13 protein-coding genes are annotated in these 15,646 nt (G+C 31.3%); 6 read left to right on the forward strand and 7 right to left on the reverse strand.

Features of this window, described 5'->3' with window-relative positions; genetic code table 11:
* Window positions 1–162: 162 nt before the first annotated feature.
* From RT714_RS12810 to RT714_RS12825, 4 genes are all read right to left on the reverse strand, one after another.
* The gene (locus tag RT714_RS12810) at window positions 163–1,056 is read right to left on the reverse strand and encodes a HAMP domain-containing sensor histidine kinase (protein WP_313758134.1); all 894 of its coding nucleotides are present in this window, start codon (window positions 1,054–1,056) and stop codon (window positions 163–165) included.
* The gene (locus RT714_RS12815) at window positions 1,053–1,721 is read right to left on the reverse strand and encodes a response regulator transcription factor (protein WP_313758135.1); all 669 of its coding nucleotides are present in this window, start codon (window positions 1,719–1,721) and stop codon (window positions 1,053–1,055) included. The genes RT714_RS12810 and RT714_RS12815 overlap by 4 nt, the downstream gene beginning before the upstream one ends.
* Window positions 1,722–1,798: 77 nt before the next feature.
* Complete coding sequence (locus tag RT714_RS12820) at window positions 1,799–2,617, reverse strand: 3-keto-5-aminohexanoate cleavage protein (protein WP_313758136.1); 819 nt, start codon at window positions 2,615–2,617, stop codon at window positions 1,799–1,801.
* Window positions 2,618–2,704: 87 nt separating this feature from the next.
* On the reverse strand, window positions 2,705–3,088 hold the full coding sequence (locus RT714_RS12825) for a hotdog domain-containing protein (RefSeq protein ID WP_313758137.1): 384 nt from the start codon (window positions 3,086–3,088) through the stop codon (window positions 2,705–2,707).
* Between the two features lie 218 nt (window positions 3,089–3,306).
* On the opposite strand from RT714_RS12825, the gene RT714_RS12830 reads away from it, so the two are divergent.
* The 3 genes from RT714_RS12830 to RT714_RS12840 are packed head-to-tail and all read left to right on the forward strand — an operon-like array spanning window position 3,307 to window position 7,377.
* A complete protein-coding gene (locus RT714_RS12830) occupies window positions 3,307–4,014 on the forward strand; it encodes an ABC transporter ATP-binding protein (protein WP_399326933.1) in 708 nt (235 codons plus the stop codon).
* A gap of 5 nt (window positions 4,015–4,019) precedes the next feature.
* A complete protein-coding gene (locus RT714_RS12835) occupies window positions 4,020–6,083 on the forward strand; it encodes a CARDB domain-containing protein (RefSeq protein WP_313758139.1) in 2,064 nt (687 codons plus the stop codon).
* Entirely contained in the window at window positions 6,076–7,377 is a 1,302-nt protein-coding gene (locus RT714_RS12840) for an ABC transporter permease (protein ID WP_313758140.1), read from the forward strand. The genes RT714_RS12835 and RT714_RS12840 overlap by 8 nt, the downstream gene beginning before the upstream one ends.
* Window positions 7,378–7,418: 41 nt before the next feature.
* On the opposite strand, the gene RT714_RS12845 is transcribed toward RT714_RS12840, so the two are convergent.
* From RT714_RS12845 to RT714_RS12855, 3 genes are all read right to left on the reverse strand, one after another.
* Entirely contained in the window at window positions 7,419–9,317 is a 1,899-nt protein-coding gene (locus tag RT714_RS12845) for an S-layer homology domain-containing protein (RefSeq protein ID WP_313758142.1), read from the reverse strand.
* Between the two features lie 35 nt (window positions 9,318–9,352).
* Window positions 9,353–10,951, reverse strand: a complete 1,599-nt coding sequence (locus RT714_RS12850; protein WP_313758144.1) for a CTP synthase — start codon at window positions 10,949–10,951, stop codon at window positions 9,353–9,355.
* Between the two features lie 190 nt (window positions 10,952–11,141).
* Window positions 11,142–11,720: a LysM peptidoglycan-binding domain-containing protein gene (locus tag RT714_RS12855; protein ID WP_313758145.1), complete on the reverse strand. Its 579-nt coding sequence runs from the start codon at window positions 11,718–11,720 to the stop codon at window positions 11,142–11,144.
* A 172-nt stretch (window positions 11,721–11,892) separates the two neighbouring features.
* On the opposite strand from RT714_RS12855, the gene RT714_RS12860 reads away from it, so the two are divergent.
* The 3 genes from RT714_RS12860 to RT714_RS12870 are packed head-to-tail and all read left to right on the forward strand — an operon-like array spanning window position 11,893 to window position 15,640.
* On the forward strand, window positions 11,893–13,380 hold the full coding sequence (locus RT714_RS12860; RefSeq protein ID WP_313758146.1) for a spore germination protein: 1,488 nt from the start codon (window positions 11,893–11,895) through the stop codon (window positions 13,378–13,380).
* Complete coding sequence (locus RT714_RS12865; RefSeq protein ID WP_313758147.1) at window positions 13,377–14,531, forward strand: Ger(x)C family spore germination protein; 1,155 nt, start codon at window positions 13,377–13,379, stop codon at window positions 14,529–14,531. The genes RT714_RS12860 and RT714_RS12865 overlap by 4 nt, the downstream gene beginning before the upstream one ends.
* Window positions 14,532–14,551: 20 nt before the next feature.
* Window positions 14,552–15,640: an endospore germination permease gene (locus RT714_RS12870; protein ID WP_313758148.1), complete on the forward strand. Its 1,089-nt coding sequence runs from the start codon at window positions 14,552–14,554 to the stop codon at window positions 15,638–15,640.
* Window positions 15,641–15,646 lie beyond the last annotated feature (6 nt).

Below are 15,646 nucleotides of genomic sequence, written 5' to 3' on the forward strand. Positions count from 1 at the left end.
TGATAAATTCTACATTAAGGTTGGTGCTCATTGCGTTTGACCTACTAAAGCTCACTATCGTTCGCTAAGTTAGGTCATAAAAAATAGTCTATAACTTCTAATATAGACTATAGCAAACTATTCTTTCCAGATTCTTTCTAGATTCTAACAATTATGAAAGAATTACATTAAATTTTTATCCTTTGGTAAGAATACAGAAAATCTAGTTTGTTCAGAGAAAGATTCTACTTGAATATACCCTCCCTGTCCTTCTATTATTTCTCTGGATAAATATAATCCTATACCTACCCCTTCTCTATCTCTTGCATTTTCACCTCTATAAAATCTTTGAAATATCTTGTTAATTTCTTCTTCCTTAATTTCAATTCCGTTATTTATAATATCAATCCTAAGAAAAACAGTATATTCTATAATTTTTATGTGGATATTTCCATGTTCTAAACCATACTTAATCCCATTATCCACAATGTTATAAATAGCTTCTTCAGTCCACTTAAAATCAAAGGATGCAAAATGATCATCATCTTCTACAAAATCTATATAAATATTCTTTTCCTCAGCTTTTTTTAAACTAGAACTAATAATATTTTTAATTAAGTTATTAACACTGTTCAAACTAGGATTTAATTTTATTACTCCCGTTTCTAACCTAGATGTCTTTATTAAGTTTCGAATTAAAAAACTTAATTTATTTGCTTGAAATATTATTTCATCAATATATTCTATAGACTGGTTTTCCTTTAAAAGTTGTGAATAAAGCACAATATTTGATATTGGCGTCTTAGATTGATGTGAAATATCAGAAATTAAAATTTCTATATTCTTCTTTTGGTTAATTAAGTTTTTTTCCGTTGCTTGAGAATCTAATAAATATCTATAAAATTTTGATTCTATTTTAGATAACTCTGATTCATCAAAACTTTTTTCAGTAAAATTGCCTTTTATAGCTAAATCTAGCATTTCATTAATTCTAATAGTTATAATCTTTATATTTTTTCTTATATATAGAATATACATTACTAAACCTACAATAACTATAATTAAAAAAAATTTCATAAATCAATCACCCAAGTATAGCCTATTCCATATACTGTTTTAATATATTCATGAGCATCTAATTTATTTCTCAATCTATTTATACTAACAGAAAGGGCATTTTCATCTACATACTCAGCACCATCAGACCAGATTTTATCAATCAATTTATCCCTAGATACTATCTTTCCAATATTTTGTATTAACATATTTAGCAATTTATACTCTGTTTTACTTAAAACAATTTCCTTATTATCCTTCAGAAAAATCATATCATCAAAATTAAATGAGTAATCATCTATTTCAAATTTATTTACGACCTTTTGAGAGGAACGTCTTAAAAGAGCTAAAAACCTAGCCCTTAAAACCATAAGACTAAAAGGCTTAGTAATATAGTCATCAGCGCCAAGCTCAAATCCTGTGACTATATCAATCTCCATGTCCTTAGCAGTTAGCATTATTATAGGGACTTCGCTTGTCTTACGAATTTCTTTACAAAATTCCATGCCATCACCATCAGGTAAATTTAAATCTAGAATAATTAAATCTATGTTATTTTCTAAAAACAACTTTCTGCCTTCAGATAAATTAAATCCTTGATAGAAATTATAATCCTCATCTTTTAAAGATAGAGCGATCCCTTTATTTAAGGCTATATCATCTTCTATTATTAAAATATTCTTCAATATTTACACCTACCTAATTTTAAAATAACTTCACTTTTTGGTGCCTGGCACCAAAAAGTGAAGTTATTGTTATTCATCTATCTCTTTTTAAGCCCTAATATTTCTCTTGCTTCATCTGGAGCAGCTATTTCTCTGCCTAGTTCCTTAGCTATTCTTACTACCTTTTCAACTAATTCACCATTTGACTTAGCTAATACTCCTTTTTCTATATATACATTATCCTCAAAACCTACTCTAACATGTCCACCCATAGCAATAGCAACAGCTCCTAATGGGAATTCATGTCTGCCTATTCCTGCTACAGTCCAAGTAGAGCCTGCTGGAATACTATCTACCATAAAGGATAAATCTCTAACAGTTGCAGCCATTTGTACTCCTAGTACAAAATCAAAATGCATTGGTTCTTTTATAAATCCTTGCTTAGCATATTTAATTGCATAATCAACCATACCCTTATCAAATACTTCTATCTCTGGTTTAACGCCTCTTTCAATCATAAGTCTACCAAAGTTTTTAATAGTATTTTCAGTATTTACAAATACTTCATCTCCACCAAAGTTACAAGTACCACAGTCTAAAGTTGCCATCTCTGGTCCTAGTTCTGTTGGCTGAAGTCTTTCTTCATCGGTCATACCTACTGCTCCACCTGTAGAAGGTTGAATAATAACATCAGGACATCTCTTGTAGATTTCATCCATACAAGCCTTGAATCTAGCTTTATCTTGAGTTGGAGTACCATCATCTTCTCTAACATGAAGATGAATTATACTTGCTCCAGCCTTATATGCTGCTTCCGCTTCTCTGCCGATTTCCTCTACTGTATATGGAACTGCTGGATTATTTTCTTTAGTTACTTCTGCACCACAAATTGCCGCAGTAATAATTAATTTTTCCATTAAAACGCCCCCTTTAATTCAATGTTCAATTAACAATTAACCGTTAACAATTAATACATTAATGTTTTAATTGTTCTTTGGGAATTGTTACTTTCTAATCTTGTCCTTTGGTACTACACAAGTTCCCTCTGCTCTGCACACTACCTCTGGTTCTTCTAATACATCACAAGCTGATGGACTAATATCTGGTCTAGGTATTATAACCTTTCTAGCTTCAAATACCATTTTTCTAGAAGTATTTCCTACACTAACAATCTCTCCCACTGCTTCAATATAATCCCCTGCATATACTGGTGCCTTAAACTCTACCTTATCATAAGCCACAAATAAGCCTTCATCTCCGTCATGTCTAATAAGTAATTCTGTAGCAACATCCCCAAATAATGCCAACATTCTAGCACCATCTACTAAATTCCCACCATAATGAGCATCTTGAGTACTCATTCTAAGTCTAATCATTGCCTTTTCCATATTGTCCCCTCCATTACTTATATAATTAGATTTATTATATCATATTGATAATATACTAACAAGATATTGAATTCTTACTATTTTCCAAGGAATACCTTATATTGTAATAGAATTACAAAACAGTAAGATATGCCTATAAACTTTAATAATATTGTAACCTTTTAATAAACCTTCTTATGATAAAATATACTCAGATTAATTGCATAGGAGTGAATTTTTTGAAGGAATTAATAGTATTAAGTAATCTAAGAAAGATATACAAAATGGGAGATGAAAAAATAGTTGCCCTTGACAATATAAATTTATCTATTAAAAAAGAGGAATTCATATGCTTACTTGGTACATCCGGCTCTGGTAAATCTACATTATTAAACATGATGGCTGGTCTAGAAAAGCCAACAAAAGGTGAGATTGTTATAGGTAATTACCCGATACACAAGATGAGTGAAAAAGATGTAACTAAATTCCGCCAAAAATACGTAGGTTTCGTATTTCAATCATATAATTTAATTCCTACTCTCTCAGCCCTAGAAAATGTATGCTTGGGACTAACTTTCCAAGGAGTACCAAAAGCCCAAAGGGAAAAGCAAGCAAAGCAAATGTTAATTGATGTGGGATTAGAGAAAAGATTGCATCATAAGCCATCTGAAATGAGTGGCGGACAGCAGCAAAGAGTCAGTATTGCAAGAGCTTTCGTTGGTAGACCTCAAATAGTATTTGCCGATGAGCCAACAGGAAATCTAGATACAAAAACTACTCTAGAAATAATGGATTTAATCACTGGTATGGCATATGATTTTAAACAAACTTTAATCATAGTTACCCATGATATAGAAATCTCAGATTATGCCCATAGAGTCGTCTATCTAAGGGATGGTCATATAGAAAAGATAGTAGAAAATCAAAACATAATAAGGGGGCAGTAATTTAGATGAAAAAATTTTTAAGCGTTTTTTTAGTAGTCTTATTAGTTATACTACAAATGCCAACCAAAGGATTGGCGGATAAAGATAATAATGATAATGATAAACCAAATCTTACAATTACATCTTCAAATGTATATTTAGCAGAAGCTGGAGAAAGAGTTTCTATATCAATTAAGTTAAAAAACACAAGTGATTATTATGCAGAAAACATCTCAGCAACACTTAGCAGTAAATCATCGGATGTTTATGTTGATGGTAGTGCATATGATGATATTCCTAAAATTAAAGATGGTAAAACTAATTCCCTATCATTTAAAGTAAGGGTAGATGAAAAAGCCGATGAAGGAAATCATGAATTATTATTAAATATAGTTTACTATAATGAATATGGAGAAAAGATGGAGCCAATATCCCATACCATCAATGTAAGGGTAACAAATAAAGCTATAGCGCCATTATTAGTAGTAGACAAGGTTAATGTAATTCCAAATACGGAAGTTAATGCTGGAGAAATCATAGCTGTAGGCTTTGATATTGAAAATATAGGAAGTGGCCTTGCTAAGGATATAAAAGTAACTTTAGACGGTCTATCAAATGAAAACTTCGTTTTAGCTAATGGAGTAAATTATAAAGTAATTCCCTCTTTAGATTCAGATAAAAAATATTATTTATATTTTGAATTAAAATCTTTAAAAACCCTAAAACCAGGCAATTATAAAATAGATTTAAGTCTATCCTACAAAGATATAAAAAACCAAGTTATAAAAGATGAAAGTAATTTCTTTATAACTATTGCATCAAATAATAACCGCTCATCTAATTTAATAATTGAAAATTTAGTTTACCCTACAGGTACACTTTTTCAAAATAAAGAATTAGACCTTAAATTTAACATTAGAAATCAAGGACAAGTAGATGCAGAAGAAATCATAGTCGAAGCAAAAAGTACAGACCAAACTGGACTAGTTCCAAAATCAGTAAGCATAGTAAAATTAGATTCTTTATCACCAGATGCTATACAAGAATTAAATTTCAAGTTCTTTACTACAAAGGCTGCTGAAACTAAAAACTATCCTATTGAAATTACAGTAAAATATATTGATGAGTTGGGAAAAGAAGATACTGTTAATCAGCTTATAGGTATATTTGTAGAAGCACCCGATAAGGATGCAGCTGCTAAAGGAAAACCCAAATTAATAATAGATAAATATAGCTTTGCACCACAATTAGTTAAAGCTGGAGAAAATTTTGATATGACTCTTTCCTTCTACAATACCTCCAGTAAAAAAACCGTTAAAAATATAAAAATATTTCTAACAGCAGAACCTGGAGGTTCAAAAACTGAAAATAATAGTAGCGGCGGTAGCTCCGCATTTACTCCAGTTGATAGTTCCAATACCTTTTATATTGACTCAATTAAACCTAAGGGCAAGGTAGAAAAGAAAATAACTATGTTTACTATCCCTGATGCCATTGCGAAAACCCATACTATAACAGCAAATTTCGAATATGAAGATAGTGAAGGTACTGAATTAAAAGATGTGGAATTAATTGGGGTTCCTGTAGTTCAGCAATCAAGACTTGAAACTGCAGAATTACAGCTTTATCCCGAGGCATTTGTAGGTCAACAATCACCAGTATCTATAGAGTTCTACAATACTGGTAAAGTTACTCTATACAATATGATGGTTAAATTAGAAGGAGATTTTCAAACAGAAAACGGAAGCTATTATATTGGTAATTTCGACACTGGTAATAGCGAGTCCTTTGAAGGAATGGTAATACCCTCAGAACCAGGAGAATTAAAAGGAGCAGTGTTATTTACCTATGAAGACTCCACAGGTCAAAAACAAGAACTAAGAAAAGAATTCTCATTAAATGTAGCAGAGATGCCTCCTATGGAGGAAAATCCAGATGATATGCCTCCCATGGAAGAAAACCGTGGATTTAAGAAAATTTTAAAATCCAAATGGTTGTGGATTGCTTTAATACTTATAGGAGCAGGTACAGGCGGCTTTTTCTTCTACAAAAAAAAGAAAAAAGAAAAGGAAATGTCCTTAGATGAGTAATATAGATTTATTTAGAATGGGAATTAAAAATCTGTGGAGAAGAAAACTAAGAACCTTTCTTACAGTTCTTGGAGTAATCATAGGTGCCAGCTCTATTATAGTAATGTTAAGTCTTGGATTTGGAATGAGCAAATCCTTTGAAGAACAGGTATCACAATGGGGCAGCCTGACTACTATAACAGTTCGTAAAGGCTGGGGAGAACCACAACGTGGAAAAAAAGAAGTTGCATTAGATGATAAAGCTGTTGCTTCTTTTAAAGCATTAAAAAATGTAATAGCAGTAAGCCCTACAATCCAAAGTCAAGGTACTATAATTAATGGTAAATATATATCTCAAATACCTATTAGAGGAATTGATTCTGAAACTATGGAGGCTTTTGGATATGAAGTATCAGAAGGAAGGTTATTGAATAAATCTGATGAGCTCTCTGTAGTATTTGGCAGTGATATGCCAAATAGTTTCCGTAACCCAAAAGCTAGGGTGTGGAAAGAGCCTAAGATAAATCTTATGAAAGATAAAATGACTTTAACACTTAATCCAGACTATGGCTGGTCCCAGTCTGGGGGGAAAAAGGTCAATTATAAGGAGTATAAAATAAAGTCTGTAGGTATTTTAACACCTGGAGATTGGGAAACCAATTATGGAATTTTTATGCCCCTCAAAGAAGTACAAAAACTTGTGAAAGAAAAAGAAAAATCTGAGGGTACAAAACCACAAATAGGTAGATCTAAATCAAAAGGTTATGACCAAGTAAATGTCAAAGTAAATGATATGAAAAATGTCCAAGAAGTACAAAAAACAATAAAGGATATGGGACATGAAGCTTATAGTTTAAATGATGAGCTAGAGTCTATGAAGAAACAAGCTGCTGTCATCCAAGCAGTCCTAGGGGGTATTGGTGCAGTATCACTTTTGGTAGCAGCAATAGGTATTACTAACACTATGGTCATGAGTATATATGAAAGAACTAAAGAAATTGGTGTCATGAAGGTTATAGGTGCATCACTTAAGGATATAAAAAGACTTTTCCTATTTGAATCAGCACTTATTGGACTTACAGGAGGAATCTTTGGTGCAGCTTTTGCCTATTTAATATCTTTCTTTGTAAATAAATTTAGTCCCCAATTTGGTCAGGCCATAGGTGCCTATGGTGCTACTAAAATATCTATAATACCAATATGGTTGGCTATTGCAGCCATGGGATTCTCAGCCTGTATAGGTATTGTATCTGGATATTTCCCTGCTAGACGAGCAATGAACTTATCCGCATTGGAAGCCATAAAAACAGAATAAAAATAAAAGGTGATTTCCCTATAGAAATCACCTTTTATTTATTATTTTAATAAGATAATTGTCTTTGCAATGAAAGTAGAGCCATCATAACTTCCAATTATATTTATAATATCACCTCTATAAAGATGACCGAAATCTAGCTTATTCCCTCTCTCATCTAAAACAACAACATCTTCTGCATATACTGTTATTTCTTCTCCAAATTTTGAGCTGTCTAGACTAAAATCTGTTATCTCTAAATCTAAATTTTTCTTTCTTGAATTAATACCTAATACTCTTCCTACCATGGTAGCTGATACTCCCACAGAATCTGCTTCTATTTCAATTATTTCATCACCTTCTACAACTATCTCCACATAAAAACCAGCTTTTAAATCATAAGAAGTTGCAACTGACCTATCTACTTTTATATATGAAACCTTTCCTAAAGAATACTTTTCTTCCTTCTTAGTTTTTTGGTTCATTATGGTTATCTTTGTAGGCTCCTGAAGTTTTGTTTCCAGTCCTAATATAATACCTTTAATATTCTTCTTATCAACTGTAGCTTCTATTTCCTTAGCTATATCATACTCTGCTATAATATAAACCTCATCTTTTATCTTTAAATCTTCTGGATCCACGGATTTTCTATTTCTACTTATATCAGTTTTTCTATTGATTAAGAACTTATGTGATTTGTCCTTAGAATCCAATATGGTAATATAATATTCATCATCACTGTCTTTTACAGGAGTTACGTCCTTTATAGTGCCTTCTATCTCCATATCCTTACTCTTGGAATCAATATCATATACTATCCCTTTTTTGATTTTTACATCTACTATATCTTTTTCCTTTAGATTATTTAGATATACTGATTTTCCATTTAGATATATATCTGCATTTTTATCTATGTCAAAATCCTTATACAGAGTCTTTTTTCCTTCTGTATATTCTATTGTCATCTTAAATGTAAGAGTATTTATATATTTAATCTTACCAGATATATATTCATCTGGAGATATTGCCTTAATTGATATAAGTTCCTTAGTATCCTTCTTTAACTTTAATTCTATCTCTTGTCCTTGTACTAAATCTAAATAGGTAGTTTGTTTACCATCTATATTTATAGTAGTATTATTAACTATTTCATAGGTATATTCATTTCCACGAGAATTTTCTATTATTAGAAATCTCTTATTTGATTCATTATATATTTTAACGATCTTACCATTAACTACATCTATTTCCGTCTTAGTTTCTTCCTTACCAGCCGAATTTTTTCCCATAAAACCATCAGCTGTTGACATCATTTTAGCCATTACAGCTCTAGTCAATGAAGAGTTTGGTCTAAACATTCCATCTCCTGTACCCTTAGAATCCAAAACTCCTGCATCAATTAAAACGGATACATATTTAGTTTGCATAGCAGACATACTCATTACATCTTTATAGGTTAATGATACTATTTGTTTATTCTTTGCAGTATCTTCTAAACCCATTGCTTTAACCAAGTATTCGCAGGTATCAATCTTAGTAATAGTCTTTTTAATTTGTCCCTTTTTATTAATATCCCTTAACTGTGATTCTGAAATTATACCCTTATAAAGACAAATAGCTAATCCTTCCTTAGCCCATTCATCTATCTTCAGTTCTTTTAACAAAGAATTATAGGCATATGAAGCATTTGCTCTTTCTGTTGCTGTAGGATTAGTTAATCTACCCAATAAGCTCATAGCTGCATCAAAATTAAGAATTCCATCTGGAGCAAATTTACTTCCATCGCCAACACCCTTTATATATCCCCTACTTGCCATATCTTCAATATAAGTATAGCCCCAATAAGTCGTAGGCACATCCTTAAATCTAGGCGCGGCACCATAACTTGGTATAGATGATAATAATATTGCCGAAGCTAGAACTATAGTAGCTCCTTTTTTCACACCCTTACAATTTTTCATATATACCCCCCCTTTTTTGAATTGACAATTCTCAATTATTTTTTAATCGTTGCCTTAATAAACTCTCTAAACAATGGATGAGCTTTTGTTGGTCTGGATTTTAATTCCGGGTGATATTGAACTGCTATAAACCAAGGATGATCCTTTAATTCAATCATCTCAACTAATCTTTCATCAGGAGATACCCCAGATATAACAAGTCCTTCTTCCTCTAGCTTATCCCTATACTCATTATTAAACTCGTACCTATGTCTATGTCTTTCATATATGATTTCATCATTATATATTTCTAAAGCCTTAGTTCCTTCCTTTATCTTGCAAGGATATAACCCTAATCTCATAGTACCACCAAGAGCATCAATGTCCTTTTGTTCTGGCATTAGGTCTATTACAGGATATGGAGTTTCTGCATTTAATTCAGAACTATGGGCACCTTTGAGATTTGCTACATTTCTGGCAAATTCTACAACTGCCAATTGCATACCTAGACATATACCTAAATAAGGAATTTTATTTTCCCTAGCATATTTGATGGCAACTATCTTGCCTTCTACCCCTCTATCTCCAAATCCACCAGGTACCAAAATACCATCTACATCGGATAAAAGTTCCTTATAATTGTCTTCATTTATTTCCTCAGCATGGATCCACTTAACCTCTACTTCTACATTATTAGCTATGGCACCATGATTTAAAGATTCTGATACAGAAATATATGCATCTTTTAACTCAACATATTTTCCTACTAAAGCAATTTTTACTTTACCTTGTGGATTATTTACTCTTTCAACAATTTCATTCCACTCAGATAAATCAAGTTCTCCACATTTTAGATTAAGATGCTCTAGAACCAATTGAGGAAGTCCTTCTCTCTCTAACATTAGAGGTATCTCATAAATAGTAGAAGCATCTATATTTTCAATAACTTCTGATGGATCTAAATCGCAGAACAATGCAATTTTTTCTTTAACATCTTCTGCAATAGGAACTTCTGTCCTGCAAATAAGCACATCTGGCTGAATACCAAGTCCCCTAAGCTCCTTAACACTATGCTGTGTAGGCTTAGTCTTTAACTCTCCTGCCTTAGATAAAAATGGCACTAGAGTTACATGGATATACATTACATTTTCTCTGCCCACATCATATTTTATCTGTCTAATAGCTTCTAAAAAAGGTAATGACTCAATATCTCCTACAGTCCCACCTATTTCAGTAATTACAACATCCACATCTCTTTCCTTAGAGGCTCTTATAATTCTTTCTTTAATTTCATTAGTTATATGGGGAATTACCTGAACAGTCCTGCCATTATACTCCCCTTTTCTTTCTTTATTAAGTACTGACCAGTAAATCTTCCCAGAAGTAACAGAACTATACTTACTTAAATTTACATCAATAAACCTCTCATAATGACCTAAATCTAAATCTGTTTCCGCACCGTCATCTGTAACAAATACTTCACCATGTTGATAAGGACTCATAGTTCCTGGGTCAACATTTATATATGGATCAAATTTTTGAATAGTAACCTTAAGTCCTCTGCTCTTTAAAAGCTGCCCTAAACTAGCTGCTGTAATGCCTTTACCTAAGGATGAAACTACTCCACCTGTAACAAATATATACTTAGTGGACACTTTAACAAAACCTCCTCAAAATTGCGTCTTTCAATTATATTCTATCCTATTAGTTTATCTTATATAAAAAAATATGTCAATTATTTAGATGATTTTAAAGAAGGAATAAAATAGTAAAGGGATATCCCCACCCCTATGGTTTTTACGGATATCCCAAGATTAAATCTATTAAATAATTCTCAATTATTTATTATGGTATACAAATTATTTGACCTATTCTAAGATCATTTGGATTTACAGTTGGATTTGCTCTTTGAATTGCATCTACTGTAGTATTAAATCTTTGTGCTAGAGTAAAGAAGGTATCTCCTGCCTTGACTGTATAGGCAAACGTCCCTGGAGGACAAGTTGTGATTGGCCCACAGTTTACACCAAGTGCAGTCCATGTCATTCTTCCTACTATTCCATCAGGTACAAGGTTTCTGCTTCTTTGGAATGCTATAACAGCTGATTGTGTTCTAGTTCCAAAGATACCATCAATAGGTCCTGGATCAAATCCCGCATTTCTTAAAAGCTGTTGAAGTTCTGCTACTGACGCTCCTCTACTTCCAATATTTAATGTAGGGCAACTAGAAATTGGTGGTGGCGGAGCAGCTGTTGGTACACAAATTACTTGACCAATAAATAATCTATTTGGATCTACCCCAGGATTAGCAGCTATTAAAGCATCAAGAGATATCCCAAAAGTTCTAGCTATTGTAAAAAACGTATCTCCTGCTCTAACTGTATATGCAAAAGAGCCAATAGGGCATGTTTGATTAATTTCCATAGTTTTACCTCCTCTTTTTGAATTATAACTCAATACATTATATTCAGTTTACTATAGCAGGTTACAATTTCTTTGATAGTTATTTTCAATATCTATCAAAATAAATAGCATAGTTACTAGTATCTTTGGTAAGAATAAGATTAATATTTTTATTGATAAGGATGTAATAACTATGGATAATCTTAAAAAATATAATTTGTATTCTTCTATAGATAAGAATATAGATTTAATGAAAACAATATTTAAAAATGATGAAACTATTAAATTTAGGAGATTCAAAAATCAGCATAATCCAAATATTAAATGCTCTATTATTTTTATTAATGGAATGGTGGATAACCGTATTATTAATGAAAATATAATCAAACCTATTATTACAAATAATATGAACTTCTTAAATGAAGCCAATATTAATTACCTTAAAGATCAAGCCATCATTTCATCAGAATGTGAAAAAACTAAGGATGTATTAAATATAGTTTCTTCTATTATAAGTGGTGATACAATCTTGTTTTTAGAAGGCTCTATAGAAGCTCTTATAATCGAAAGTAAAGGGTGGAAAACCAGAAATATTGAAGAACCTGATGTAGAAAGAGCAATTAGAGGTCCTAGAGAAGGTTTTACAGAATGTCTAATGATTAATCTATCTTTAATTAGAAGAAAAGTAAAAACAAATAATTTAAAATTTAAGTTTATGACCATTGGAGAAATAACATATACGAAACTCTGTATATGTTATATTGAAGGTTTAGCACGACAAGATATCTTAGACAATTTATATAAAAGGCTTAATACCATTAAAATAGATGGGATTCTAGATTCAAAATATATTCAGGAATATATTAGCAGAGAGCCCCATTCTATATTTGAAACCACATATAACACTGAAAAGCCTGATGTAGCTGTAGCAAAACTTTTAGAAGGAAGAATAATAATTGTGGTGGATGGTACCCCAGTAGTTATATCTTTGCCTTTTCTTTTTATAGAAACCTTTCAATCCAGCGATGATTATTATACGAACCATTATTATGCTTCCCTAAACAGAATACTTCGCATAGTAGGTTTTTTCTTGACCATAAGTACTCCTGCTATATATCTGTCTTTAGTTGCTTATCATCAAGAAATGATACCAACTCCCCTTGTTATGAGTATTTATGCTTCTAGATTAAGTGTGCCACTACCTACTGTATTTGAACTTATTGCATTGTTAATAGTTTTTGAAATACTTCGTGAAGCAGGAACTCGTATGCCTTCTTACATTGGGCAAGCCCTAAGTATTGTAGGAGCATTAGTTCTTGGTTCTGCAGCTGTAGAAGCAAAGTTTGTTAGTGCTCCTATTGTTATTGTTGTTGGAATATCAGGTATTACCAGCCTTATAACCCCTACCCTTGGCGGTGCTACAGTTATTATCAAATTAGCCTTAATTTTACTTTCTTCTATACTTGGGCTATATGGATATGTAATAGGAATGTCATTCCTACTTCTCCATTTATTAGAGCTTAAATCCTTTGGTATACCATATATGACAAATCTAACTACATTTAATACACAGGATTTAAAAGACACCATTATTAGAGCCCCCCGATGGTATATGAGATATAGACCTAGATATTTGGCAAATAAAAATCCTATTCGTACATCTGGAGGAAAGAGAAAATGAATAAATTTTTTATCTTTATATCTATTCTAGCTTTAATTATAATTTTACTTACTGGATGCTGGAATTATAGGGAAATCGATAAACTAGCTCTTGTTTCAGGAATAGCTATAGATAAAGATAGTTTAAGTAAAGGATATGAAGTAACAGCAGAAATAGTGAGTATATCTACATCTGCTAAGGAGCCAAATTTTAACTCCACAAAAATACAATCAAAAGGAGAAGGTATTTTTGACTGTATGAGAAATATGATTAATATTTCAGCTAAACAATTATTTTGGAGCCATGCTTCTATACTTATAGTAAGTGAAGATGTAGCCAAAGAAGGTATCTTACCTATATTAGATTGGGTAACAAGGGATTCTGAGCCTAGGCTCACGCTATATCTCTTGGTTTCAAAAGAAAATACTGCAAAGGATATATTGAGCTCTAAAAGCTTATCTACTGAAATACGGTCCTTTGAAATTGAAGATATGATTATCTCAAATGAAAGATTATCAAAAATTCCTAATGTCCAAGTATATCAGTTGCTTAATGATATTTCAACTACTGGAATTTATCCTGTCTTACCTACTGTTGAAATTGTATTTAATGGAGATAAAGAAACAATGGCCTTATCTGGAGGAGCCATTTTCAATAAAGATAAGCTTGTAGATTATATGGATTTCGAAGATATTAAAAACTATCTTTTTATAAGAAATCAAATTAAAGGTGGTCTTATTACTACCACCTTAGTTAATAATAATTCCATAGATAATATAACTTTAGAAATCTTTAAAAATAAAACTAAAATTACTCCTGTTATTTCAAATGAAGAGATTAGTATGGATATTAAAATTACAACAGAAGTATCCATTGCTGAATCTTCTGCTTCTATAAACGCTCTAAATAAAATTGATATTCAGAAACTAGAAACTATTGCTGAAAAAACCTTGAAAAATAATATTTTAAAAACAATAAATAGAGCACAAAATGACTTTGAACTAGATATCTTTGGCTTTGGAAATTTAGTGAAAGAAAAAACGCCCCATATTTGGAAGGATATTGATGATAACTGGGATGAAATATTTAAGAGTTTAAAAGTAAACCTAGATGTAGATATTAATATTAGAGGCAGCGGTCACTTGTTAGAAAGTGTCAAATCCCATAATTAATAGGAAGGTAGGAGGAATTAATGAAAACAGAAAACATCTCAAATTCTCAATTTAAATCATTAATTATTATGTTTATTCTTGGAACTTCTCTACTTATAAGCGGTGATTCTCAAGCTATGGAAGATACTTGGATTTCTCTCTTAATAGCTATGCTAATTGCTATTCCCTTAGTATTTATCTATTGTAAGTTAATCCTTCTTTTCCCAGGTACTACCTTATTCGATATACTCCTAAAAGTCTATGGAAAGCTTCTAGGAAAACTTTTTATAATTTTTTATACCCTTTATTTTTTTCATCTTGGTGCCATAGATATAAGAAATACCACTGAATACATTCAAGTAGTTTCTTTTCCTGAAACTCCTCAATACGTTACTGCTATTTTCATTGGAATTCTTTCCATTTATGCTATTAATCTTGGACTTTCTATACTAAGTACATGGACAAAATTGACTTTACCTATTATTATAGCGATGATTTTTACAACCTTTATATTAGCCATACCTAAATTCAATATTTCCTATATTAAACCAATACTATATAATGGCTGGAAACCAGTAATAAATAGTGCATATTCTCTGCTTACCTTTCCTTTTGCAGAAACTGTTATCTTTATAGTATTTTTTGGATATCTAAATAATAAAAAGGATACTACTAAAATTTATATTAGTAGTATCCTTATAGGTGGTTTTTTACTTTTAATAGCGGCTCTTAGAAATATTCTATTACTTGGATTTCCAAATCTTTCTAAAATTTATTTTCCTTCTCATTATGCTACTTCCCTAATAAATATACATGGTTTTATCCAAAGAATAGAAATCATCATTTCAATAAATTTAATATTAGCTAGCTTTACCAAAGTAGCTGTTTGTTTATATGCGTCTTCCATTGGAGTATCTAAAATCTTCAACTTCAGAAACTTTAAAAAGACTTCTATACTACTTTGTATTTTAATGATTATCCTATCTTTGCTTCTATATAAAAGTACTATGGGAATGTTTGAATTTATTAATATATATAAATACTATGTTATACCATTCCAATTCGTAATTCCTATCTTAACTTTTATCATAGCTAAGATAAGAAGAAAAAGCATTCAGGGTATTGAGTAATTATTT

It is taken from the genome of Tissierella sp., assembly GCF_032104385.1.
Taxonomy (GTDB): Bacteria; Bacillota; Clostridia; order Tissierellales; family Tissierellaceae; genus Tissierella.